The 23,967-nt window shown below is 66.1% G+C and carries 25 protein-coding genes and 1 pseudogene; 10 read left to right on the plus strand and 16 right to left on the minus strand.

The features are described 5' to 3' along the window. Positions 1–22: 22 nt before the first annotated feature. Positions 23–904: a TIGR03854 family LLM class F420-dependent oxidoreductase gene (locus QOH60_RS24970; protein WP_526424570.1), complete on the plus strand. Its 882-nt coding sequence runs from the start codon at positions 23–25 to the stop codon at positions 902–904. Here QOH60_RS24970 and QOH60_RS24975 read toward each other — a convergent pair whose 3' ends face one another. The 5 genes from QOH60_RS24975 to QOH60_RS24995 form a co-directional block, all read right to left on the minus strand. Continuing rightward, a complete protein-coding gene (locus QOH60_RS24975; RefSeq protein WP_526424571.1) occupies positions 905–1,708 on the minus strand; it encodes a mycofactocin-coupled SDR family oxidoreductase in 804 nt (267 codons plus the stop codon). It abuts the gene before it with no gap. An 81-nt stretch (positions 1,709–1,789) separates the two neighbouring features. After that, entirely contained in the window at positions 1,790–2,284 is a 495-nt protein-coding gene (locus QOH60_RS24980) for an EamA family transporter (RefSeq protein ID WP_526424572.1), read from the minus strand. A 43-nt stretch (positions 2,285–2,327) separates the two neighbouring features. Continuing rightward, on the minus strand, positions 2,328–3,419 hold the full coding sequence (locus QOH60_RS24985) for an LLM class flavin-dependent oxidoreductase (protein ID WP_526424573.1): 1,092 nt from the start codon (positions 3,417–3,419) through the stop codon (positions 2,328–2,330). A gap of 90 nt (positions 3,420–3,509) precedes the next feature. Next, entirely contained in the window at positions 3,510–4,175 is a 666-nt protein-coding gene (locus QOH60_RS24990) for a nitroreductase family protein (RefSeq protein WP_526424574.1), read from the minus strand. 2 nt (positions 4,176–4,177) lie between these two features. Further along, positions 4,178–5,041 (minus strand): alpha/beta fold hydrolase, encoded by an 864-nt coding sequence (locus tag QOH60_RS24995; protein WP_526424575.1) that lies wholly within the window; start codon positions 5,039–5,041, stop codon positions 4,178–4,180. Between the two features lie 88 nt (positions 5,042–5,129). On the opposite strand from QOH60_RS24995, the gene QOH60_RS25000 reads away from it, so the two are divergent. Beyond that, the gene (locus QOH60_RS25000) at positions 5,130–5,561 is read left to right on the plus strand and encodes a VOC family protein (RefSeq protein ID WP_526424576.1); all 432 of its coding nucleotides are present in this window, start codon (positions 5,130–5,132) and stop codon (positions 5,559–5,561) included. 955 nt (positions 5,562–6,516) lie between these two features. Here QOH60_RS25000 and QOH60_RS25005 read toward each other — a convergent pair. Beyond that, entirely contained in the window at positions 6,517–7,443 is a 927-nt protein-coding gene (locus QOH60_RS25005; protein WP_526424577.1) for an NADP-dependent oxidoreductase, read from the minus strand. 150 nt (positions 7,444–7,593) lie between these two features. Next, entirely contained in the window at positions 7,594–8,595 is a 1,002-nt protein-coding gene (locus QOH60_RS25010) for an alpha/beta fold hydrolase (RefSeq protein WP_526424578.1), read from the minus strand. An 88-nt stretch (positions 8,596–8,683) separates the two neighbouring features. Here QOH60_RS25010 and QOH60_RS25015 point away from each other — a divergent pair, with 88 nt between their 5' ends. Next, positions 8,684–9,127, plus strand: a complete 444-nt coding sequence (locus QOH60_RS25015) for a nuclear transport factor 2 family protein (protein ID WP_526424579.1) — start codon at positions 8,684–8,686, stop codon at positions 9,125–9,127. A 4-nt stretch (positions 9,128–9,131) separates the two neighbouring features. Here QOH60_RS25015 and QOH60_RS25020 read toward each other — a convergent pair whose 3' ends face one another. Then, positions 9,132–11,105, minus strand: coding sequence for a flavin-containing monooxygenase (locus tag QOH60_RS25020; RefSeq protein ID WP_526424580.1), 1,974 nt, complete (start codon positions 11,103–11,105; stop codon positions 9,132–9,134). 83 nt (positions 11,106–11,188) lie between these two features. Between QOH60_RS25020 and QOH60_RS25025 the strand changes: the two genes are divergently transcribed. Together QOH60_RS25025 and mbp1 are read left to right on the plus strand one after the other, a co-directional pair. Continuing rightward, positions 11,189–12,352 carry an LLM class flavin-dependent oxidoreductase gene (locus QOH60_RS25025; protein ID WP_526424581.1) on the plus strand — a complete coding sequence of 388 codons (1,164 nt, stop codon included), beginning with the start codon at positions 11,189–11,191 and terminating at the stop codon, positions 12,350–12,352. 99 nt (positions 12,353–12,451) lie between these two features. Beyond that, positions 12,452–12,688, plus strand: a complete 237-nt coding sequence (mbp1, locus tag QOH60_RS25030) for a microaggregate-binding protein 1 (protein WP_526424582.1) — start codon at positions 12,452–12,454, stop codon at positions 12,686–12,688. A 102-nt stretch (positions 12,689–12,790) separates the two neighbouring features. On the opposite strand, the pseudogene QOH60_RS25035 reads toward mbp1, so the two are convergent. Beyond that, a pseudogene (locus tag QOH60_RS25035) lies at positions 12,791–13,057 on the minus strand (DoxX-related protein); the annotation flags it as partial. 152 nt (positions 13,058–13,209) lie between these two features. On the opposite strand from QOH60_RS25035, the gene QOH60_RS25040 reads away from it, so the two are divergent. After that, positions 13,210–13,920 carry a haloacid dehalogenase type II gene (locus QOH60_RS25040; RefSeq protein WP_526424583.1) on the plus strand — a complete coding sequence of 237 codons (711 nt, stop codon included), beginning with the start codon at positions 13,210–13,212 and terminating at the stop codon, positions 13,918–13,920. Between the two features lie 3 nt (positions 13,921–13,923). Here the strand turns inward: QOH60_RS25040 and QOH60_RS25045 are convergent, their stop codons facing one another. The 3 genes from QOH60_RS25045 to QOH60_RS25055 all read right to left on the minus strand — a co-directional run bounded on the left by QOH60_RS25045 (position 13,924) and on the right by QOH60_RS25055 (position 17,323). Next, a complete protein-coding gene (locus QOH60_RS25045) occupies positions 13,924–16,275 on the minus strand; it encodes a glycosyl hydrolase family 65 domain-containing protein (protein ID WP_526424584.1) in 2,352 nt (783 codons plus the stop codon). Continuing rightward, on the minus strand, positions 16,272–17,015 hold the full coding sequence (locus tag QOH60_RS25050) for a beta-phosphoglucomutase family hydrolase (RefSeq protein ID WP_526424585.1): 744 nt from the start codon (positions 17,013–17,015) through the stop codon (positions 16,272–16,274). The genes QOH60_RS25045 and QOH60_RS25050 overlap by 4 nt, the downstream gene beginning before the upstream one ends. Positions 17,016–17,149: 134 nt before the next feature. Continuing rightward, positions 17,150–17,323, minus strand: coding sequence for a CsbD family protein (locus tag QOH60_RS25055; RefSeq protein ID WP_526424586.1), 174 nt, complete (start codon positions 17,321–17,323; stop codon positions 17,150–17,152). A gap of 99 nt (positions 17,324–17,422) precedes the next feature. Between QOH60_RS25055 and QOH60_RS25060 the strand changes: the two genes are divergently transcribed. From QOH60_RS25060 to QOH60_RS25070, 3 genes are read left to right on the plus strand one after another with little or no spacing between them, the layout of a single operon-like run. Then, a complete protein-coding gene (locus QOH60_RS25060) occupies positions 17,423–18,136 on the plus strand; it encodes a glycosyltransferase family 2 protein (RefSeq protein ID WP_526424587.1) in 714 nt (237 codons plus the stop codon). Further along, positions 18,133–19,095, plus strand: a complete 963-nt coding sequence (locus QOH60_RS25065) for an acyl-CoA dehydrogenase family protein (protein WP_526424588.1) — start codon at positions 18,133–18,135, stop codon at positions 19,093–19,095. The genes QOH60_RS25060 and QOH60_RS25065 overlap by 4 nt, the downstream gene beginning before the upstream one ends. After that, a complete protein-coding gene (locus tag QOH60_RS25070; protein WP_526424589.1) occupies positions 19,092–19,718 on the plus strand; it encodes a class I SAM-dependent methyltransferase in 627 nt (208 codons plus the stop codon). The genes QOH60_RS25065 and QOH60_RS25070 overlap by 4 nt, the downstream gene beginning before the upstream one ends. 2 nt (positions 19,719–19,720) lie before the next feature. On the opposite strand, the gene QOH60_RS25075 is transcribed toward QOH60_RS25070, so the two are convergent. Further along, positions 19,721–20,905, minus strand: a complete 1,185-nt coding sequence (locus tag QOH60_RS25075) for an NAD(P)/FAD-dependent oxidoreductase (protein ID WP_526424590.1) — start codon at positions 20,903–20,905, stop codon at positions 19,721–19,723. Between the two features lie 27 nt (positions 20,906–20,932). Beyond that, the gene (locus tag QOH60_RS25080; protein WP_526424591.1) at positions 20,933–21,763 is read right to left on the minus strand and encodes an SDR family oxidoreductase; all 831 of its coding nucleotides are present in this window, start codon (positions 21,761–21,763) and stop codon (positions 20,933–20,935) included. 63 nt (positions 21,764–21,826) lie between these two features. Here QOH60_RS25080 and QOH60_RS25085 point away from each other — a divergent pair, with 63 nt between their 5' ends. Further along, positions 21,827–23,065 carry a thiolase family protein gene (locus QOH60_RS25085; RefSeq protein WP_526424592.1) on the plus strand — a complete coding sequence of 413 codons (1,239 nt, stop codon included), beginning with the start codon at positions 21,827–21,829 and terminating at the stop codon, positions 23,063–23,065. 34 nt (positions 23,066–23,099) lie between these two features. Here the strand turns inward: QOH60_RS25085 and QOH60_RS25090 are convergent, their stop codons facing one another. Continuing rightward, positions 23,100–23,795 carry an anti-sigma factor gene (locus QOH60_RS25090; RefSeq protein WP_526424593.1) on the minus strand — a complete coding sequence of 232 codons (696 nt, stop codon included), beginning with the start codon at positions 23,793–23,795 and terminating at the stop codon, positions 23,100–23,102. Next, positions 23,792–23,967 (minus strand): RNA polymerase sigma factor (locus tag QOH60_RS25095; RefSeq protein ID WP_526424594.1); only part of this gene is annotated, 176 nt, incomplete at its 5' end. The genes QOH60_RS25090 and QOH60_RS25095, both read right to left, overlap by 4 nt.

Raw genomic sequence — 23,967 nt, forward strand, 5'->3', positions numbered from 1 at the left:
AACCGAGCGCTAGGAGAATGCTGTGAAGGTCCGCTTCGGAGTGAGTTTGGGCATTGACACCGGCCCGGGCCAGCTCGCCGTGATGGTCGACGAATTGGAGGCGCGCGGCGTCGACTCGCTGTGGTTCTCCGAGCTGGTCTACTCACCGGCCGTCGACCCCGTTGTCGGCATGGCCTTCGCGCTGGCGCGCACGGAACAGCTCAAGGTCGGCACCTCCGTTGCCGTGTTGCCCGGGCGTCATCCGGTGCTCGTCGCCAAACAACTGGCCTCGTTGGCCGCGCTCGCACCCAAACGTGTGCTGCCGGTGTTCGGACTGCGGTCTGCCCTGCCCGCCGAGCGCGAACTGTTCCCCGTGCCAGAAGGCAAGCGCGCCGCGGTTTTTGACGAATCGCTGCGGCTGCTGCGCGCCGCACTCGATGGCGTCGACGTCGACTTCGAAGGGGAGTACCTCTCCGCGCACGGGGTCAATATCCAACCGAAACCCGTTAAGTCAGTTGATATTTGGCTAGGTGGTCAGGCGCCTGCCGCATTCCGTCGGATCGGGCAGCTGGCCGACGGCTGGCTGGGGAGCTTCCTGACGCCAGAGGAGACGCGGCAGGGACGCGAGGCCATCGAGGCGGCCGCTGCGGCGGCAGGGCGCGCTGTTGAAGCCGACCACTACGGAATCAACCTCGCAGTCGGAGACGGCCACGTGCCTGCGTATGTGCTGGAGGCCACGCGTCGGCGACGTCCCGATGTCGATCCATCCGAACTGATCGCCGCTGACTGGCCCCAACTGCACCTCATGCTCGACGGGTATATCGCGGCGGGGTTGACGAAGTTTGTCATCCGCCCAATCGGCACGGGTGGCAGCGATGCCTTCCTCGACTCGTTCTGCGCCGAACTGCTTCCGCGGCAGAACTGACTAGTGGATGCGCGCGCTGCCGCCGAGCCCGATCTCCAGGACACTGCCGGTGATGACGCCAGGGTCGGTCACCAGATACACGAGTCCGCGGGTGACATCCTCGGGCTGAAGCCACGGCTGAGGTATCGGGTTGGCCTTCATCATTCGACGCACGATCTCATCGGGCATGCCGTCGGCCCCGGTGGGCTGCACCATTGGTGTCTGCACCGTGCACGGGCAGATGACGTTGACGGTGATGCCCTCTTTGGCGACCTCGAGGGCCACGGATTTGGCCAGCCCGATCACACCCCACTTCGTCGCGTTGTATGCCGCCAACTCGGGGATGCCCATCCGGCCGCCCATCGAGGACGTCACCACGATCCGGCCGAAGCGCTGCCTGCGCATGACCGGAATGGCCGCGCGCAGAGTGTGAAAAGTACCCGTCAGGTTGGTGTCCACCAGCTGTTGCCACACCTCATCCGTGACGTCTTCCAGCGGGCCGGTGCTCACGACGCCGGCGTTGGCGACCACGATGTCGAGGCTGCCCATCTCCGTCACCGTCTGCTCGATCGCCGCGTCCACCCGAGACGAATCGCGCACATCGACGGCCAACGGCAGACAGCGGCGGCCCAGCTCTTCAACGTGCTTGGCGGTGTCTCGCAGGTCGTCCTCGGTGCCGAGCGGGTAGGTCAGTCCGGGCATGGCATCCGGCGCGTCGGCGACGACGATGTCCGCGCCCTCGGCCGCCAGCGCCAACGCGTGCGCCCGGCCCTGCCCTCGGCCCCCTCCGGTGATGAAGGCAACGCGTCCGTCCAAGGCACCCATGACTGGTCACCTTATGCGGCACGCACAAACACGCGAGAGTCAAGCTAGGGCGAATCGTCTCGGCGCGTCGTCGCCACAGTTTCACACTCGGCGACGACGGGCGCTGCGGCCGACGGCCGGGTTGACGTACGTGAACACCAGCGCCCGCGCAGGTCCGACCTCTCGGATCAACGCGAAGAACACGATGAATGCCAGCGCCGTGCAGATGAGGGTCAACGCAGCCAGCGCGAGCAGCACTCGGGCCGAAGGCATTTCGGTAGGCCACATGGCTGCGGCCGGACCGGCGTACACAAGCGCCGCGAAGCCCAGGCAGGCTGCTGTCATCGGCAACGACGGCACGTCGGTCAGGTGGCGCGCGGCCACCCACGGTGCGAGTGCATAACACCCGGCGACCAGCAGGACCTCGATGATCGGCACCGCGCTGCCCCCGCTGAGCGCTGGGCCGGCTAACAGCGCCACCCCCGCCAAGCCGACACCGAGGCCGCTGACCTGCTTGACACCCAGAGGACTCCCGCCCGTCGCCCGCTCCAGAAGGGCGGCAAGGATAGGCGCCGCGGCGATCAGCAGACCCGTCATCGAGCTCGTCAGATGCCGCTCAGCGTCCGAAAGCAGCCACCGCCTACGCAGCGCCTTTCTGCTTGAGGATCGGCAGCACACCCTCGGCGAACCAGTACGCCTCCTCGAGGTGCGGATATCCGGAGAGGATGAACTCGTCGAAGCCAAGGGAGTAGTACTCCCAGATCAAGTGGGCGACCTCCTCGTGGCTGCCGACGAGCGCCGTGCCCGCACCGCCGCGAACAAGTCCCACGCCTGCCCACAGGTTGGGGTAGATCTCGAGCTTGTCGGTGCGGCCGCCGTGTAGCGCAGTCATCCTGCGCTGGCCTTCAGACTGCGAACGTGCATGCTGCGCAGTAGCTTTCGCGATCTGGTCCGGCGACAGTGCGCGGACCAATTCGTCGGCCACCGCCCATGCCGCGTCGGAGGTGTCGCGGGAGATGGTGTGCAGCCTGATGCCGAAACGCATCTCGCGGCCTCGCGCCGCGGCCAGTTCGCGAACCCGGTTGATCTTTTCCGCTGCTGCCGTAGGCGGCTCGCCCCATGTCAGATACACGTCGACGTAGCGCGCGGCGATCGGCAGCGCCGCCGCGGACGAGCCGCCGAAATAGATCTGCGGCAACGGGTTCGGCGGTGCCAGCGCTCGCGCGTCCTCGACCTTGTAGTGCTGCCCGCTGTAGTCGACCGATTCCTCGCGCCAGATGGCATTGACGATCTCCAGGAATTCGCGGGTGCGCGCGTAGCGTTCGTCGTGGCTCAGCCAGTCCCCGAACCGGCGCTGCTCGGCGTCGTCGCCGCCGCTGACCACGTTGAGCAGCACGCGTCCCTCCGAAAACCGTTGCAGCGTGGCGGTTTGCTGCGCGGCGAGCGTGGGCGGCACCAACCCCGGGCGGACCGCGACGAGGAATTTCAACCGCTCGGTCTCCGACAGCAGGGCCGATGCCGTCATCCAGGCGTCCTCGCACCAGCTGCCGGTCGGGGTGAGCACGCCCTCGTAGCCCAGTCGATCGGCCGCGCGGGCCACCTCCGCGAGGTAGCGGCGGCTGGGCTGCCGGTAGCCGTCCGGGACCGTGTGGTGTGACGACGCATGCGATGCGCCGACGATCGAGCGGCTGTCACCGTTCGTGGGCAGGAACCAGAAGAATTTCGCAGGCATGGTCTCAACCACGGAAGCTATGTTCCGAAGTGTCCAGCGCGTAAGGGTTTTCCTCCGCGTGCGCGAATCTTTCGGCCTGCGGAGACACCCTTACGGCAACAGGGGCGGTCCGTCGAAGCGCTCGTTGGTGACGAAGTCGGTGACCGGCCGCCGTCGAAGCTTTCTGACCTCGCGCACGGGTTTGCCGAGAGGGACAACCGCTGCGATCGCGTAGTTGTCTGGCACGCCGAGTAGTTGTTTGACCTGCGGCTCCTCGGGGACCACCATCGTCGTCAGTACTCCGCCGTACCCCTCGTTGCGCGCGGCGAGCAGCACGTTCCACACGAACGGGTAGACCGACGCGCCGGAGATCACCCCGATCCGATCGAGGTCTTGGTCACTCGCCGCGACCACCGCGAGGTCCAGGCAGACGACTAGGTCCACAGGGGCGTCACGCAGTGACGCCAACATCTGCGTGGGCGGGTCCGTCGCCGCGATCGTCGACGCGTCGACGCTGGTGGGCTGCAACGGATTCCACGGTGACTCACCGGCGGTGGCCTGTGCAACGTAACGACGTGCGGTGGGAAGCGCCAGATCGGCCAGATCTGAGCGCGTGTTGGGATCGCGGACGACGATCACGTGCACGCCCTGACGGTTGCCGCCAGTCGGGGCGAAGCGTGCGTTGTCGAGAATCCTCGACAGAACGTCGTCGGGGAGCGGGTCGTCGGTGAACTCGCGTACCGCGGGAGTGGTCCGCATCACGTCGTACAAATCCATGATCATCCCCCGTGCCGAGAGAGAAACTCCACCACTGCGTCGGCGAAGACATCGTTGCGGTCGCCGGCGACCATGTGCCCGGCGCCGCCGACGTCGACGAAGTCGATCGCGGGGAACCGGGCGAGAAACTCGTCCGCCCGTTCCTTGGTCACAAGATCGCTCATCTGCCCGCGCACCAGAAGCATCGGGACACCGTTGCGCAGAATGGTTTCCACTGCCGCGTTGAGGCGATCGATCTCGGTCACCTCGATGGGGGGATGCGCCGAGGAGCCGTCGATGAACTTCGGATCCCAATGCCAGTACCAGCGGCCGTCGCGCAGGCGCAGGTTGGTCTTGAGGCCGTCGAGATCGGTCGGCCGGCGCCGATGCGGGTTGTACTCCTGAATCATGTCCGCGACTTCGTCGAGGGAGTCAAATCCTGACACCACGCGGTCCACCATGAACTCGTGTATCCGCGTCGCCCCAGAAGGATCCATGTTCGGCACGATGTCGACGAGGACGACAGCACCCATGGTGTCTGGCGCGAGCTCCCCCGCGAGCAGCATCGACGTGAAACCGCCCAGGGACGCGCCGACCAACACCGGGCGCGGGGGCAGCTGGCGCAGCACCTCTAGTACGTCAGTGGCGAAACTGGTGACGCGATAGTCGCCCTCGTCGGACCAATCGGACTCGCCGTGGCCGCGCAAGTCGATCGTGATCGCCTGCCAGCCGCGCTCCGCCACCGCCGCGGCCGCGCGGCCCCAGCTGCGGCGGGTCTGACCGCCGCCGTGCATGAACACCACGGCCAGCGAACGTGGGTCGCCGAGACGGTCGGCCACAATGCGAACGCCGCCCGTTCCCACGGTGCTGAACGGCTCAGCTGACACTGGCACAGAATGTCACAGGCCATGCACGCCCAGGTCAGGCGGATGCCTCTGCGACACTGGCGAGCGACGGAAATCAGATGGGAGAGATATGAGCGAGCACGCTGTTCCTGCGGTCGCTGGGATACACCACCTTTCGCTCACTGTCAGCGACCTAGAGGCAAGCTTGGCCTGGTACGAGCGGCTGTTGGGCGCGCAGCGGATACCGATGAAATTCCCTCACTATGAATGCGAGGACACCGGCTACGCAGTGCTGCTGGTCGAACCTCGCTCGGGGCTGATGATCGGGCTGCACACGAACACCGGCAACGACGGCGTCCAATTCGACGAGGCGCGTTGCGGATTGGACCACGTCGGGCTAAACGTGGCTACGCGTGAGGAGCTTGAGGTGTGGGCGGCCTGGCTCGACGAACTGGGCATCGAGCACTCCGGCGTCAGAATCGGCGAGGAGCCAATGGCGTTTGCGACATTGGTCTTTCGCGATCCCGACAACATCCAGCTGGAGCTCTTCGCCGCGACCTGATCGCCGAGCGCACGCTTGCGAACGCATACCTCGAGCAGGTGTGCGAAAAAAGCGTGCGCTTGGCGCGTCGGTTCTAGATCGGGAACGGCAGCGGGATCCAGATGCCGAAGAACCAGAATCCCCACTGATTGAAGCCCTGATCCCAGACCGGCTGCTCCTGGTAGCCCCAATAGTTGATGGGCGGCGGAGGCGGACCCCACGGCTGCAGCGGAGGCCCGTAGTAGGCCGGCGCCGGCGGTGGACCCCAGCCCCAAGGGGCTGGGCCGTCATGCCACGGGGCGTCACGGAATCCCCGGAACGCTCCTGGCGGAGGCGGGCCGCCTGGGTGCCAGTCACCTGGGCCGCCACCTGGATGCCAGTCGCCTGGTCCGCGGCCCGGCCCCTGCCAATCGCCTGGGCCTCCCCCCGGCGGATGCCAGTCGCCTGGACCACCCTGCGGACGACCCGGTCCAGGTCCACCTGGTCCACCCGGTCCCGGTCCGCCTGGCCAATCACGTCCTGGTCCGCCGGGTCCTGGTCCGCCCGGCCCGGGTCCACCGGGTCCAGGGCCACCCGGGCCAGGTCCGCCCGGACCGTGGGGGCCTGGTCCGCCAGGTCCTGGTCCGCCAGGTCCCGGTCCGCCCGGGCCCGGTCCACCTGGTCCGCCACGTCCTGGCCCGCCGGGTCCGCCGGGGCCAGGTCCACCTGGTCCAGGTCCACCGGGTCCCGGTCCACATTGTGCGCCGGGCGGGCATGGTGCGGCCTGGGCCGCAGGAACACTTGCTCCTATGAGGGCCAATCCCATTGTGCCGACTAGAGAAGCGCCCGTGAGGGCACGTTTTAGGTTCATGCTCAACTCCCCTTATGAGGTGAAGCGAATGCGATCACCCCCGACAGGCCTTACGCTAAGTAGCTAACCTAAGAACCAGCTATGTCTGGCATGTGAGTGCGTCATCCACTACGTGCTCGAAGCCCGTTAGGGACGCAACACCAACTTGCCGTGGGTGTGCTGGTGCTCCAATTCCCTGAAGGCGCTTCGGATGTCGTCGAGTGCGTACACTCCCGCGATGGGCACCTCCAGTTCGCGCGTCGCTGCGAGATCGGCCAGCTCGGCGAGTACTCCGGCGTTGGCGGCGTCAGCGTTGCCGGCAGCTTGCACCCCGAACTTCGGTACTGCGGCAAAGTCGGCGATCGTGTCCACCCGCTGCGGGTCGATGCCGAGTTCGTTGACTGCAAGTTCCACGTAGCCGCTGCCGAACAGGTCCAAGAACGCGTCGACGCGCCCCGACGGAGATGCTGCGCGAAGCCTGTCCGCAAGGTTGTCGCCGTAGGTGACGGGTATCATGCCGTGGTCGGTGAGCCAGTCGTTGTTGGTCGGCCCGGCGATGCCCAGGACGGTTGCGCCCGTGCGTCGGGCAAGTTGGACCGCGAGGCTGCCGACGCCGCCCGCGGCTCCGGAGACGGCGACGACGTCGCCCGGCTTCAGTTCGACCGACCGCACCGCGGCGTACGCGGTGGTGCCGGCAACGAACAGGCTGCCAGCGACTTCCCACGACAACTGCCGCGGCTTGGAAACGACCTGCTCGGCGGGAACAGCGACAAACTCGGCGTGGCTCGATCGTTTCTCGGAGAAGCCCAGCACCTCGTCGCCGACTCCGAACGTGTCGACGCCCGGCGCAACCGCGGCCACCACACCGGCGAAGTCGCTGCCTTGGCCCGAAGGGAACGTCGCTGGAAACACGTCTTTGAGGGCGCCGTCCCGGATCTTCGCCTCACCAGGGTTGATCCCGGCGGCCTTCACCTCGACCAGTACCTCGCCATCAGCCGGCACCGGACGTTCGACGTCACGTACTTCGAGCACGTCGACGTCGCCATAGTTATCGAATCGCACTGCCTTAGTCATAGGTGTAACGACGCGTGCCGCGCTGCGCCTATTCCATCGCTGGGAGTTTTCGTGGAAACAGCTTCGGCGCGTGGAGTATTCGCGCGCTTGTGTCACCGGCACTGCGGAAAGCCCGATCGTTGGGGCTGGCCGGCGACGATACGATGCCTGTCACATTGCGTAGGCATCGGCAATCGCGTTGGCGAAATCTTGGGGCGCCTCTTGGGGCACGTTGTGGCCGATTCCGCTGAGGATGCGGTGAGAATACTTGCCCGAGAACTGATTTCGATAGGTGTTGTCATCCGCGGCCGCACCGTCGAAGTCGCTTCCGATCGTGATCGTGGGCACGCCGATGACCGGCATCGTGGAAAGTCGCCGCTCCAGGTCGGCGTATTGGGATTGGCCGGGGGCAAGGCTCAGCCGCCACCGGTAGTTGTGGATGACGATGGCGACGTGGTCGGGGTTGGCGAATGAGGCCGCAGTGCGCTGATATGTGGCGTCGTTGAAGTTCCACTTGGGCGACGCGTTCTTCCAGATCAGCTTGTTGAAGTCGGCGGTGTTCTGCCGGTAGCCCGCGACACCGCGGTCGGTGACGAAATAGTACTGGTACCACCATCCGTACTCAGCCTGCGGCGACAGCGGCTTGAGGTTGGTCTGCAGATTGATGATCAGGTACCCGCTGACAGCCACGAGCGCCTTACACCGTTGCGGCCACAGCGCACCCATGATCGACGCGGCGCGCGAGCCCCAGTCGAAGCCGCCGATGATGGCTTTCTCGATCTTCAGCGCGTCCATCAGCGCGATCGTGTCCACCGCGAAGACTGATTGCTCACCGTCGCGGACGGTCTCAGGGGACCGGAATGTCGTTGAGCCGTAGCCTCGCAGAAACGAGACGATGACGCGGAAGCCCTTGGCCGCCAGCGCAGGCGCGACATCGACATAGCTGTGGATGTCGTGGGGCCAGCCGTGCAGCAGGATCACGGGTTGCCCAGTGGGCGGCCCGTCTTCTGCGTACCCGATGTTCAACACGCCGGCGTCGACTTGCTTCATCGACGCGAACGAGGTGTGTGTTTCGGCGGCTGGAGGTGGTGCATCTTTCGAGGAGCACCCTGCGAGCGAGATGCCCGCCATAGCCACGCCGCCGATCTTGGCCAAATCCCTGCGGTTGATCATGCGGATGACCTTCCGAGCCGAGCGAATTCAGACGATCCTCGCCCACGAATGTGGCAGATTCACTGCATTAAGCAAATGAGGGGTTGCAATGTCCGGTGAGGAAACAGTCCTTGGCATGTGGCAGGCGCTATCGGACCGCGAGTGGGAGAAGGTGAAGACCTTTCTCACCGACGACTGCTTGTACGCCGACATGTACCTCCCGGCGGCCGCGGCGAAGGGACCCGACAACGTGGTCAAGCGGCTTCGTCTCGCCTTCGATCTCCTCGAGAGCTACGAGAACCATCCCGGCTTGCTGCTCTTTAAGGGAGAGGACGCGATGTTCGAACACTCCGAGACCTGGCACTGGCCGACGGGTGAATCGGCGTTCCTGCGGTTCGTCACCGTTCACCGCGTCGTCGACGGCAAGATCGCGCTGTGGAAGGACTACTCCGATTTCGGCACGCTCCGCGATCAGGCACCGCCAAGCTTTTTCGAAGCCCTCGCCGAAACTGGCGACCTGTCATGGGTTTACGACGCGACGGCTGAACTCTGAATGATCAGCTTGTGAACTCGTAGTCGTCCGGGTTCGGGCGGTTCGTCCACTTCCAGTAATCAGCGATGCGGAAGGCGAACAGCGTGGGCACGTCGCCTGCTGAGTTCTTGTAGTAGCTCTCGCCGACCGCTGGGTGGGTGTACACCATCTTCTTCAGCTGTTCGCGGCTTCGCCTGTGGTAGTCGTCGCACACCTCGGCCTTCGGATCAGCCGACGCGAAACCGTCGGCGATCACCATGTCGATGCACCCGAGGACATAGCGCATCTGGCACTCGGACGAGTAGATGAGGCTGGTGCCGTTGACGGCGTTGGTGCCGGGTCCGAAAAGGCAGTAGAAGTTCGGGAATTCGGGAACCGTGATCCCCAGATACGCGTACGCGGCGTCGCCCCAGGCGTCGTTGAGTGCCTGACCGTTGCGGCCGATGACGTTGATCGGTCCGAGTTGGTGGTTGACGTCGAACCCCGTCGCCCAGATGAGCACGTCGGCCGGCCGGTGTACGCCGTCGGCCGTCGTCACCCCGTCGGCGGTGATTTCGGCGATGCGGTCGTTGATCAGCTCGACGTCGTCACGCTGCACCGTCCGTAACCAGGTTCCGTTGTCCTGCAACATGCGCTTGCCGAACGGCGGGTACTTCGGGATGACCTTCTCCAGAACCTCTTCGTCATTGGTGAGCGCGCGGATCCAGGCGACGAGCATCTCGCGAATAGCGTGATTGGCTTGGCCACAAGACAATCCGCCGTCGTCCCACCCGGGGTCGACCACCACCAGGTCCGCGGCACCGTCCACGAACGGCCACCACTGCACAAACCGCAGCCACCGTCCGTAGTACGGCAAGTGGCGTACCGCCCACTGTGCGCCGGCGCTGACGGGCTCGTGGTAGCTGAGGTTGGGTGTCATCCATTGCGCGGTGCGCTGATACACGTCGACGTGCTCGGTGATGTCCGCGATGGACGGCACGAGCTGGAACCCGGTGGCCCCGGCCCCGATCACGGCGACGCGCTTGCCGGTCAGGTCGACGGAATCGTCCCATTTCGATGTGTGGAATGCCGGCCGTTCGAAGTCCTTGGCGCCCTTGATATCTGGCGTCGAGGAGTTGCTGAACTGGCCGACCGCGCAGATGAGACCCCGGGCCGTCAGCGTCTCGGTGGCGCCGTCAGCGTGACGCGTCTCGACTGCCCAGCTCGCCGAATCGTCGTGCCACGTCGCGCTGACGACCTCGGTGTCGAACCGCACGTGACCTGCGATGCCGTGGCGATCGCAGACGTCGTTGAGGTACTGCAGGATCTCTGGTTGCTCGGAATAGTAGTGCGACCAGTGGTCGATGGGCTCGAACGAGTACGCGTAGTAGTTGTTGGCGACGTCGACGCGCAAGCCGGGGTACCGATTGGCCAGCCACGTTCCGCCGACGCCGGACTGCTTCTCGATGATCGTGAACGGGATGCCGGCCTGCTGCAGCTTGATACCTGCCAACAGACCGGACTCGCCGCAACCGATCACCACGACGGGGAATGCCGCGCGCTGCTCGGGAGTGGACCGCAGAGTCGGGCCGTTTTCGTCGGCGTCGCTGATGCGGAGGTCGGCGGCGATGTAGTCAAGGAACTCCTCGGTGACCTGGCCGGTGGCCACCACGTCGAGCATCCTCAACAGCTGGCGCGCATCGGGTACGAACGGCGCCGGGCAGCCCCGGTCGCGGTAGTTCCGCACCACGTCGAATGCGCGGGCGCGCACCGCTTCCTTGTCCGGTTCGCTCATCGCACCCTGCAAGTCGAGGGCGATCAGCTGGAACGGCTTCGGAAGTTCGTCGAGGATCCCGATGTCTCCGGTCATGTGGACCATCGACATCAACAGCGCCGGCACACTGGCGTCGGCCATGGCGTCTCTGATCGTGTCGTCGGAGGCGTCGAACGGCAGACCGATCAACCGCCGCGGTGCCTCATAGTGGGATCGATCGGCATCGAGGACGGTGGACTCGACCATCAGCACACCGTACCCATTTCGAGACCCGCGGTAGCGGATTGTGGGTGAGGTTGCCTAGAGTCGCTCATCGTAAGGAGGCATCAATGGCCAAGCTCAGGTTCGGATACTTCATCGCGCCGTTCCACCGTGCGGGTACCAACCCCACGCTGGCGCTGCAGCGCGACCTCGAGTTCGTCGACCACCTCGACGCGCTCGGCTTCGACGAGGCGTGGATCGGCGAACATCACTCCGCGGGCAGTGAGATCATCAGCTCACCCGAGGTCTTCATCGCCGCAGCTGCCGAGCGCGCGAAACGGATCCGATTCGGCACCGGCGTCGTCTCGCTGTCGTACCACAACCCGCTGTGGGTCGCGGATCGCTTGATGCTGCTCGATCACCTCACCCACGGCCGCATCATCGGCGGGGTGGGCCCGGGCTCGCTGCCGACGGATTCCGCGATGATCGGCCTGACCCCGACGGACACGCGCGAGTTGCTCGAGACCAACCTCGACATCGTCGTGCGGCTGCTGGCAGGCGAAACGGTGTCTGCGAAGACGCCCACGCACGAATTGTTCGACGCCCGCTTGCAACTCGCCCCGTACTCGGATGGCGGCATACCGCTGGCCGTGGCGGGAGTCGCGTCGCCGACGGGTGCGCGACTGGCAGGCAAGCACGGCATCGGCCTGCTGTCCATCGGCGCGACGCTGGTGGTGGAGGGCTTCGACGCGCTTGCGTATCACTGGGGGATCGTCGAGGAACGGGCCGCGGCGTTCGGTACGACGGTGGACCGCAGCACCTGGAGCCTGGTCGGCCCGTTCCACATCGCTGAGACGGAGGAACAGGCCCGCGCAGACGTGAGGTTCGGCATCGAGTCGTGGTATCGCTATTTCCAGAAGGTCGCCGCATTCCCGCAGATGACCATGCCGGGCGACAACATCGACGAGGTGATCGACATCATCAACGGCGCCGGGGCCGGCGTGATCGGCACGCCCGACATGGCGCGTGCTCAGGTGCAGCGGCTGTGGGACCAGTCCGGCGGCTTCGGCTGCATGCTGCAGATGGCCCACGAGTGGGCCAATCCCGCAGCCACCAAGCGGTCCGCTGAACTGTTCGCCGCCGAGGTCATGCCGCACTTCCAGGGTCAGGCGCAACCGACGATCGACGCCGCGGCGCGCGCAAGCGAAGTGCGAGAAGACTTGGCGCAGACGCAACTTGCCGCGATCGACCACATGACGAAGAAATATCAGGACGAGGTCGGCAAGGGCTGACGTTTGGGAACCCCGCCGGAGTGGGAAGCCTAGAGCCAGGTGCCGTGAGGGCACTTGCCCGCATTGCGGGTTCCTACACCACAAGCGAAGGGAATATCCATGGGGGACAACAGCGGTCCTGAAGAAGGCATCAAAGGTGTCGTCGAGGGTGTCAAGGGCAAAGCCAAGGAAGTTGGCGGCGCATTGACAGGTAAGGACGACCTCAAGAAAGAGGGCGAGGCCCAGCAGGACAAGGCCGACGCACAGCGTGACGCGGCCAAGAAGGAAGCCGAGGCCGAAAGCGCCCGCGGCGCGGCCAAGGCCAACGAGGAGCGCGAGAAGGCGCACAAGAACTAGGGCGTTTCCGAGGAGTGGCCCCGGTCTACAGCGACTGGGGCCACTCTTCGTTCGCGAAACTGAAACCTGTGCGACGCGCCTCGGCGTGTCGTCGCAGTGGCTTCAGTTTCGCGGCACCGCGGTCGACCAGAGTGCCCACGCGACGAGCACCGGCTGAAATAGCAGGCGGATGAAGCGTTTTCTGTCGGTGTTGAGGCCGAAACCGTCTCGCTTGTTGACGAACTGCGCGATGTTGCCGGGGAAGACGGCGACGAAGAATGCTGCGGCGATTCGACCGACCTTGACGCGTTCCCTCGTCAACCCCGCAAGGCCAGCGCCCAGCATGATCTCGACTCCGCCCGACGCCATGACCACGCCGTCCGCGTCCAGCTCGCGGCAGTGCACAGGGGTGTGGTCGGTGGCGGCGGCGATTCGGTCATCACGACTGGTGCGGTCATCAGGTCCGCATACGCGATCTGGACGAGACTGACTCGTCGCGTTGCCTCCTTGTCCTGCTGCTCGGGCGCGATTTGAATGAAGTCATGGCGATGCCGGCTGTCCGCGCGATGCTGTTCGACACGTTCGGAACCGTGGTGGATTGGCGCGGCGGGCTGATCTCCTCGATGCTGGCGTGGGGATCAGCGCGGGGCCTCACCGCGGACTGGCCGGGCCTGGTTGACGCGTGGCGAGGTGCATACCGGCCGTCGATGGACGAAGTCCGCACGGGAGCACGCGTGTGGGCTGATCTGGATGTGCTGCAACGGGAGTCAGTGGAGCTGCTCGCGCCGACGTTCGGCGCGAGTGGACTCGACGGCGCCGCCCTGGACGAGCTCGTGCTGATGTGGCACGAGTTGCCGGCCTGGCCCGACTCGGTGGCCGGGCTGCACAGACTGCGGGAAAAGTACATGATCGCGCCGCTGTCCAACGGCCATGTGGCGCTGCTGGTGCGGATGGCGAAAGCTGCGGGCATCGACTGGGATACGGTGTTCGGCGCCGATGTCTTCCGGCACTACAAACCCGACCCGGAAACCTACCTGGGAGCGGCGGGCCTGCTGGGATGCGAGCCGCCCGAGGTGCTGATGGTGGCCGCACATCCCTCGGACCTCGACGCGGCGGCGTCGTGCGGGCTGCGCACATGTCATGTGTCACGGCCGCTGGAGTACGGCCCTGGGCGGGTGATCGAAAAGGCGCCGCAGCGATTCGACGTGATGGTGGATGACTTGGCCGAGCTGGCGACGGTGATGGGGTGCTGACGTTCAGCTGCGCCTGAAGCTCGGCTCACGCCCGAGCGGCTGCGGCGGCGGTGGCAGCATGGCCTTGCGCGGTTGCAGCGCCACCGTGAGCGGCGTCCTGGTGTTCAGGCTGATCTCCTCGCGCGCGTGCCGGATTGTGAGCTCCCCGCCGGGACCATCCCGCAGCGTGTAGAGAACATTGTGGTGGTCTACATCGACGGTGAGTCGAAAGTCTCTCCACCGCAAGCGAAATCGCAGCCTGGTGATTCCGTCGGGCAGCTGTGGGTCGAGGGTCAGCACGCCGTCGTCGTCACGCAGACCGCCGAAGCCGGCCACCAGAGCGGTCCACGCCCCGGCCAGTGAGGCCATGTGCAGCCCGTCGCGCGTGTTGTGGTGCAGGTTGCGCAGGTCGATCAGCGCCGCCTCGATGACGTAGGCATACGCGAGTTCGAGATGGCCGACCTCTGCGCACATCACCGCTTGCGTGCACGCTGACAACGACGAGTCGCGCACCGTGCGCCGTTCGTAGTAGTCGACGTTGCGCGCTTTCTGTTCGCTGGTGAAGCAGTGGCCCAGCCAGTGCATCGCGAGCACCAAGTCGGCCTGCTTGATCACCTGCGACGGGTAGAGGCGCACGTACGGGGAATGCAGCAGCATCGGGTAGATGGTGTCTTCGGTGAACGGCCACTCGGCGAGCCTGGTGAAGCCCTCGCACTGCTGGTGCACTTCCAGTTCGTCGTCGTAGGGGATGTGCGCGTTCGCGGCGGCGTCGCGCCAGGCGGCCGTCTCTTCGTCGTCGACACCGAGTGCCCTGGCGGCGTCCGGGTGGCGTTCGGCGGCCTCCGCGGCCAGGTGCAGGTTGTGTGCGGCCATCAGGTTGGTGAACACGTTGTCTCGCACGATCGCGGTGTACTCGTCGGGACCCGTGACACCGTCGAGGTGCCACACGCCGTGCCGGTCATGGTGTCCCAGCGAGCGCCACAGTCGTGCGGTCTCCACGAGAACACGGATTCCGCAGTCGGCCTCCAAGCTTTCGTCGCCGGTGACCACGCGGTACCGCTCGAACGCCATCGCGATGGCCGCGTTGACATGAAAGGCCGCCGTGCCGGCGGGCCAGTACGCCGAGCACTCCTCACCGCGGATTGTGCGCCACGGGAAACTCGCGCCGGCGAGCCCCAGTTCCTTCGCGCGGTCCCTGGCCAGATCCAGCGTGGTGGCCCGCCAGCGCAGCGCATCGGCCGCCGCCGCTGGTGCGGTGTAGGTGAGCACCGGCAGCACGAAACCTTCGGTATCCCAGAACGCGTGTCCGTCATAGCCGTTTCCGGTGAGCCCCTTGCCGGCGATCGCCCTGCGTTCGGCCCTGGCGCTTGACTGAAGCACGTGAAAGAGGCCAAAGCGCACTGCCTGCTGACAGGTCGCGTCGCCCTCGATCTCCACATCCGCGCTGTCCCAGAAGTCGTCGAGGTATTCCCGCTGCGCATCCAGCAGCCCCTGCCAGCCGCTGTACCGCGCGCCGGTGACCGCCGCCGCCGCTTGGTCGCGCAACGCGGGGCGCGATCTCAGGCTCGACCACCCGTAGCCCAGGTACTTGACCACCCGCAGCTTCTGGCCGGGTCGCAGACCGCAAATGATGGTGGTGCGGGCGAGATCCTCACGCGCGTCGGTCTCGACAGAAACTCGTCCGGGCACCTCGATGTCGTGGTCCATGGCCGCTGCCATCATCAGCCTGCTGGCCCGCGTCCGGTGCATCAACATGGCACTGGTCTCGGTGAACTCGTGCTGCACGGGCTCAAGTGGATTGCTCAACACCGCCGCGACCCGCGGGTCCCTCGATGGCTGTGGCTGGTCCTCGTTGGCTACGAGCTCGGATTGCACTGTGAACCGGACGAATTCGTCGACGGCTTCGACGACGTACTCGATGGCCGCGACGCTGCGCTGGGTGAGTGAGACCAAACGCGTCGATACCACCCTGACGTTCTTGTTCGCCGGGGACGTCCAGCAGACGTGCCGCGTCAGGGTGCCGGCCCGCAGGTCCAGCACCCGTTCGTGCTCAACGACCGCCCCATAGCGCACGTCGAACGGTTCGTCGTCGACAAGCAGGCGGATGATCTTGCCGTTGGTGACGTCAATCAGCGACTGGCCGTCCTCGGGATAGCCGTAGCCGGCCTCGGCGTAGGGAAGGGGGTGGGTCTCGTAAAACGAGTTGAGGTAGGTGCCGGGCAGGCCGTGCGGCTCGCCCTCGTCGAGGTTACCGCGCAGGCCGACGTGGCCATTGGACAACGCGAACAGCGACTCCGATTGCGCCAGCAAGTCGAGGTCGAGGCTGGTTTCGCGCAGTTGCCACGGCTCGACCGGAAAGGCGCCGTTACCGATCATGATGTGTTCAACAGCTCACTGAGGTCGTCCACGACGATGTCGGCGCCGTTGCGCCGCAACGCTTCCGCGTGGCCGACGCGGTCCACGCCAACGACGATGCCGAAATGTCCGGCGTGGCCGGCCTCGACGCCTGCAAGTGCATCCTCGAAGACGGCTGCCTGATCCGGTGTCACCGAAAGTAACTCCGCCGCGCGGAGAAAGGAGTCAGGGGCAGGCTTGCCTGCGATGTGTTCCTCGCGCATCGTGACACCGTCGACGCGGTGCTGGACGTACTGGTCGAGCTTCGCGATTTCGAGCACATCGCGGGTGTTGGCGCTCGACGACACGACAGCGATGCCGAGCCCGGCCGCGCTGACGGCCTCGAGATACCGGCGGGAGCCGTCGAACACCTTGACACCCTGTTCGTGCAAAGTGGCTTGGAACGAATCGTTTTTCGCGTTGCCGAGCCCGTGCACGGTTTCGGCAGTCGGCGGGTCGTCGGCGTCACCCTCGGGAAGTTCGATGTTTCGGCTTGCCAGAAATGATCGGACTCCGTCGTCGCGGGGCTTGCCGTCGACGTAGGTCTCGTAGTCTGCGCCCGCGTCGAACGCTACGAACGGCTCACCGGTCCGCTCAGCACGCTGCTTGAGGTACTCGTCGAACATCGCCTTCCACGCAGCCCGGTGCACGCTGGCAGTATCGGTGAGCACACCGTCGAGGTCGAACAAACACGCCCGGATGGTGTCGGGCAGTCCGAGCACAGTGCACCTCGCGTGTTGTCGGCAAGAGCGTCCGCACGAACCGATACCCACTTTGCCCCGACGTTACCCCACGCACAGACGATGGCCGCCGGATCGGGCAGTCCGGCGGCCATCCTGTGAATAGTTCGTGGAGGCTACTTCTTGAAGGCGTCCTTTACCTTCTCACCAGCGTCTTTGAGGCTGGACTTCGCCTGATCCAGCTTGCCCTCGTTCTCGGTGCTCTTGTCATCGGTTGCTTTGCCGAGACCCTCTTTTGCCTTGCCGCCCAAGTCGTCGATCTTGTTGCTGATCTTGTCGCCAGCTCCCATGAGATTGTCCTTCGTCTTGATTCCGTGATCTTTGAACTGTGACGGAGTACCCCTCGGTCCGGCCGCTCCAAACGTCGTGAAATTGGGTACCTAAGGGTCGTGACGCGACCGGGTTTCGAGCGGGCAGTGGTGGTCATTCCCGCCCACAATGAGGCAAAGAGGCTGTCAGGCTGCCTGAAAGCGGCGCTGGCGGCCGCGCGCCGGCTGCCGGGTCCTGTCATGACGATCGTGGTGCTCGACGCGTGCAGCGACCACAGTGCCCAAGTCGCGCGCCGCTTCGGGCCAGCGGTGCAGGTGCTGTCGGTCGACGAGCGCAACGTCGGCGCTGCGCGAGCCGCCGGCTTCGATCACGCTCGGGCCATCTGGCCGGCGACCGCCACCTGGTATGCCACCACGGATGCCGACAGCTGCGTGGACTCTGACTGGCTGACTCGCCAGATCGCGGCAAACGCCGACATGGTTCTTGGGGTCGTCCGCATCACGAACTGGCGCCACGTTTCGACATCGGCGGCCCTGCGCTACTTGCACCGCTACTGGTCACGTACCCGGTCTGATGGAGATCACGACCACATTCACGGCGCAAACATGGGATTTGCCGCTGAGAAATATTGGGAGAGTGGAGGGTTCGCGCCGTTGGCCAGCGGCGAGGACGTGGATCTGGTGCGCCGCTTCGAGCGCAGCGGTTATCGCATCGTCCGTGATGCCGGCCTGTCAGTGGCCACGTCGGCGAGGCCCGACGGCAGGGCGCCGGACGGATTCGCCGCCCACCTGCGGTCTGTTGCGCGCCGTCGAGGTGCCCAGGACATCGCATGACAACGCCTCTGGTACGGCAGTGGCTCGAGGCCGGGGAGCTGGAACTTCCGTTGCCTGCGTCCGGCGACACCGCCACGCGCTGGTTCAAGTTGGCCGAACTGACGGCCGTCGACGTCGTGGCAGGCCGATTGGCTGAAGCCCACACGGACGCGGTCGCGATACTCGCAGAGCTCGCCGGACCGCCTGCCCAACCCCGACAACTGTGGGGTGTGTGGGCGGCAGAGGCGCCAGGGCACACCCTGACCGTCACGCACCACGGCAAAGCCTTCAGGCTCAATGGCACAAAGCCGTGGTGCTCTGGTGCGAGTCTGTGCTCGCACGCGCTTGTGACCGCTCGTGGCCCCGACGGCGTTCGTGGGCTGTTCGCCGTTGAACTGGCTCATCCCGGTGTTGCCGCGCAGGCCAGCTCCTGGCGCAACGCGGGTATGGCCGATTCCGACACGAGGTCTGTACGTTTCGACGACGTGCCCGCGACGCCGGTCGGCGCGCCCGGCGATTACCTTGACCGGCCAGGCTTTTGGCACGGCGCCATCGGTGTAGCGGCGTGCTGGCTGGGCGGCGCGCGGGCGGTGGCCGCACCGCTCTACCGCAGTGTCGCCGATCACAACGGCAAGGCGGCAGACCCACATGCGCAGGCGCATCTCGGTGCCGTCGACGCTGCACTCGCCGCAGCGGAGGCAGTTCTGACATGTGCGGCAGAGTTCGTGGACGCCGAACCTGCCAGCGGCAGAACGGAATTGATGGCACGACGGGTCAGGGCCGTTGCCGAGACTGCGGTCGACGAGGCGATCGTCCGGACCGGGCGAGCATTGGGGCCTGCGCCATTGGCGCTCGATGCGGACCACGCCCGGCGTGTCGCCGACCTCACGATGTATGTGAGGCAGAGCCACGCCGAACGGGATCTGGCCGCGCTGGGGCGGCTGGCATGCGCGCCCGCATCCGAGGTGGCGGTGGTATGACCAACCGGCTACCGGACTCGTTCTTTGACACGATGTACGAGGACTCGACTGACCCGTGGCAGCTCGCCGAAAGATGGTATGACAGACGCAAGTACGCGATCACGATGGCGATGTTGCCCGCCGCTCGCTACCGGCATGCGTTCGAGCCGGGTTGCTCTGTGGGTGTGCTCACCGAACACCTCACGGCTCGTTGCGATCAGGTCACGGCGACGGACGTAGCGGAGGCCGCGCTCAAGGCGGCCGATGACCGACTGCGAAGATGCGGGCTACGCGACGCGGTGACGCTTAGCCGCTCGTCGATCGATTTGCCTTGGCCGCAAGGCGATTTCGATCTCGTTGTGCTCTCGGAGGTGGGCTACTACCTCACGGCGTCGGCGCTGCGCGAAGTGCTCGATCGAGAATGTCCGCGTCTGGCACCCGGAGCGACAGTGGTCGCGGCGCACTGGCGACACCATGTGGCCGAGTATCCGCTGTCAGGCGACGAGGCCAACGAGATCGTCGCTGGCACAGCGGGCTTGTTCCGTCTTGCCAGCTACCGCGACGACGACATGGCGATCGATGTGTTCGACACGGCATCGCCGATGTCCGTGGCCGCGCGAAGCGGAGTGCCCGGCGCCGGGTGAGGTCAGGAGTCGACTAGTGGTGCCGGCTTGCGCTCTGAGATCAGGTGCTCGCCCAAGTCGTAATCCTCGTCAGTGTTGCAGGTCAACACGCCGACCGCGGCTCCGTCGGACTCGTACCAGACGGTGAAGCCGTTGTCGCGCTGGATCAACCGGCTGTACTGGTAGCCGTCGCCCCAGGCGTGGTACTTGATGGTGGTGTCGCCGATCGTTGACCAGAAACCGGGAACGCCTGCCCATGTCGCGACCTGGCCCGCGGCGCATGCACCGGCGATCGCGCCCTGATCGGCCGCGTCCTGCCAGTGCTCCACAGCCAGATAGCGTCTGGCCGTTGCGTTATATGCAAGCGCGACATCGCCTGCGGCGTATACGCCTTCGCATGACGTCTGCATGTCGGCACCGACAACGATCCGCGATTGGTCGACCTTGAGGCCAGCAGCGGCGGCCAGGTCGCTCTCCGGCGCGACACCGGTCGCGGCGAGCACCAGGTCGGCGTCGACCCTCGTCCCGTCATCAAGCGCGACGGCTCTGTCGTGGATGGTCTTCACCTCCACGCCGCCGAGATAACGCACGCCGGCGTCATCGAGCAGGCCGAGCAGCCGGTGCGCTGCTTCGGGGCCAAGGCGTTTCGTCTGTGGCGCGGCGTCGGGCGCGACCACCGTGACGCGCAGACCGCGCTTCGCCAACGACGCGGCGGCCTCGCAGCCGATGAAGCCGGCGCCGATCACGACGGCGCTCTCGGCGTCCGCGGCGGCGCGACGAAGTGCGGCCGCGTCGGCATGAGAACGAAGCTGCAGTGCCAACTCGCCGCCGGGCACCGGTGGCGACGACGGGCTCGCGCCGCACGCCAGAACCAGGGACTGGTAGTGATAGCGGCGGCGGTCGACGACGACGCACCGGTCTGCGAGATCGACGGAGTCGACGGTCGCGTCAGCCACCAACTCGATCGACCGCTCCGCATACCACTGCGCCTCATGCAGCTCGACGTCGTCGCTCTCGCCACGCAGATACTCCTTGCTCAGCGGAGGGCGCGCATACGGCACATCGCCGTCGGTCGTGACGATCGTGACCGGCGCCGCGTCGTTATGTTCGCGGAACGACTCCGCTGCACCCACTCCCGCCGGACCACTGCCGACGACGATCAACCCGGACTCATTCACGATCGGCGAATACCCCGCGGGCTTCGCCATCACACCCGACTGCGCCGGACGCCTTTGCTAGGAGGCGAAATCCGTGCTGATGGTCAGCTTCTCCCACTCCGCGATCTCGCCCGCGCGCGCGTCGGCAATGTACCGATACATGGCCAGGGCGTCGGGGCCGAGGAGGAGGAACGCCGGCGGTTGGCTCGACTCGACCGCCCTGATGATCGCGGCGGCCGCCTTCGCCGGGTCGCCGGCCTGGGTGCCGTCCATCGTGTCGTTCTCTTTGCGGCGCTTCCCGGCGGTGTCGGCGTAGTCGGCGATGACGCTCGCGGACTGAGTCAGTGAGCGTCCGGCGAAGTCGGTGCGGAAGGCGCCGGGCTCAACGATCGTCACCGAGATGCCCAGCGGGGCGAGCTCACCTCGCAGTGCTCCGCTGATCCCTTCGACCGCGGCCTTCGCGGCTGCGTAGTAGCCAGACCCGACCGGCGTCACCGTCGCGCCGATCGAGGAGATGTTCACGATGGCGCCGCAGCGACGGGCGCGCATGCCCGGCAGAACCGCCTTGATCATCGCGACAGTGCCGAACAGGTGGGTGTCGAACAGGGTGCGGACGTCGGCGTCGTCGCCTTCCTCGACCGCGGCGCGATACCCGTAGCCGGCGTTGTTCACGAGCACATCGATGCTGCCGAAGCGCTCTTCGGCCCCGCGTACGGCCGACGCGACCTGCTCGGGACTGGTGACGTCGAGCGCGGCGGCGAGCACGTGTTCGGGCGCGGTCTCGGCGAGGTCGGCGACGCGTGCGACGTCGCGCGCCGTGACGACGGCGTTGTGGCCTGAGCTGATGACGGCCCCGGCGAGTGCGCGGCCCAGTCCGGTCGAACAACCGGTGATAAGCCAGGTGGACATCGAAACCTCTCCTTCCGCGGTCATCCGGGTCTACGATTTCGGCACCGCCGTTGGGAGCCGAAGATGACCGAAGCGTTTGTGCTGGGCGGTGTTCGCACCCCGTTCGCACGGTACGGCAGTTCGCTGTCACACATCCGAACCGACGACTTGCTGGGGATGACGATGAAGGGCGCGTGTGAGCGCGTCGGTGTCGGCCTGGATCAGATCGAGGACATCGTCGCCGGCTGCGTCAACCCGGCCCACGAGGGCATGGGTGACGTCGCCCGATGGGCGGCGCTGGCGGCTGGATTTCCCGATAGCGTCGCCGGCGTCACGATCAACCGGTTCTGCGGCTCGTCGGTGAGCGCGACGATCAACGTGGCGCATGCGATCAAGGCGGGCGATCTCGGTGTCGGGATCGCCTGCGGGGTGGAATCGATGTCGCGATCCGGTTGGGCGTACATGAAGGGCGACGCGCCGTTCTCGCCGCGGGGGCCGGTGATCCTGCTCGACACGATGTGGGCGGGCGCCGGTGGCCCGCCCAATCCGGTGTTGCTGGCGCGCAACGCCTACATCGCCATGATCGAGACCGCGCAGAATGTTGCCGACCGATACGGGTTGACGCGCGAGGAGATCGACGCGTTCGCGTTGCGCTCGCAGCGCAATGCCAAGGCGGCCCGTGACTCCGGACGACTCGCCAAAGAGATTATGCCCGTTGATATTCCGGGGACAAAGAAGACGCCGGCCCGCACCTTCGAGCATGACGAGTTCATCCGCGACGACACCACCGCGGAGCGGCTCGCCGCGCTGCCGGTGCAACCGGGCACTAAGCAGATGACTGCGGCCAATTCAACGCCGCTGACCGACGGGGCGAGTGCGGTTGTGCTGGCGTCCGGAGAACGGGCGGATGAGCTTGGTGTGGAGCCGTTGGCGCGTGTGGTGGCGTCGGCTGTGTACGGGATCGACCCGCTGGTCATGGGGTTGGCGCCGGCGTGGGCGTTGCCTCTGGCGATCAAACGCGCCGCTCTGACTCCCGAGCAGATCGACGTCTGGGAGGTCCATGAAGCGTTCAGCGCGCAGGCGCTCGGGGTGCTGCGCGAGCTCCCGAATCAGCTCGGCGGCTTCACGATTCCCGACGAGAAGCTCACCCCGAACGGCGGCGCGGTGGCGATCGGACATCCCTTCGGCGCCAGCGGAACCCGCTATGTCCTGACGCTGGCCACCGAGTTGCGCGAGCGCGGCGCACGCTACGGGGCGCTCGGCGTGTGCATCGGTTCGGGCCAAGGTGTGGCCCTCGTGCTGGAAAACCCGAGGGCGGCCTAAAGCGGTGTGTTCGGCACCGGACCCACCCCGGCGCTCAGGTGAGCGGCAGTTTGGCGATCACCGGCGTCGTCGGCTTGATCGAGCCGGCCCCTGGTTCGACCGTGAACGCAAGGGCGTTGGAGTTCCGCAGATCGGGCAGCACCGCCGTCGTCGACGGCGCGACGGCCTTCTCGTCCATGGTGCCCGCCGACTCGGGTCCACGGTCGTTGATCAACCACATCTGGTACACGGTGCCCGACTTCGGTGGCGCCACATCGTTCATCACGAGGACTCCCGCGTTCTTCGCGCGGGAATAGATGACTGTCGCGGTACCGCCACCAGGAATGTCGCCCGACACCGTGTGGACGTCGGGTGCGGCGAACACCTGCTCGGCGGTGGACGGAGGCTGAGCTGGGCGTAGCGCCAATCCGACACTGACCGCGGTGAGCCCGATCAACACCGCGGCGGCGGCAGCGAGAAGTGTTGTCCGCCAGGAGAATCGGTGCGTCGGCTTGCTGGCGATGGCAAGGACGCGGGTACGCAGGTGATCAGGCGGTTCGATCGCCGTCGACGCCGAGACGGCAGACATCGTTTCCCGGACCGCGCGCACCTCTGATTCAAACGCCTCGGCGACGGCCCTGGGTGCGGACGCCAGGTGTCGTTCGATGGCGACGCGCTCGTCTGCCGTCACGGCGTTGAGCGCATACGGTGTCGCCAACTCCAGCAGCTCGAAATCGATCGGTTCGGTCATGTCACGCCCAAACAGTTCCGCAGCGCGCGAAGGCCGTCGCGCATGCGTGACTTGATTGTCGCGAGATTGGCCGAAAGGCGTTCGGACACCTGTACGTAGGTGAGCCCGTTGTAGTACGCGAGTTCGATCGATTCGCGCTGTGTGTCGGTGAGCGCGTCCAGACACTCGACCA

Source organism: Mycobacterium sp. (genome assembly GCF_032159765.1).
Taxonomy (GTDB): domain Bacteria; phylum Actinomycetota; class Actinomycetes; order Mycobacteriales; family Mycobacteriaceae; genus Mycobacterium.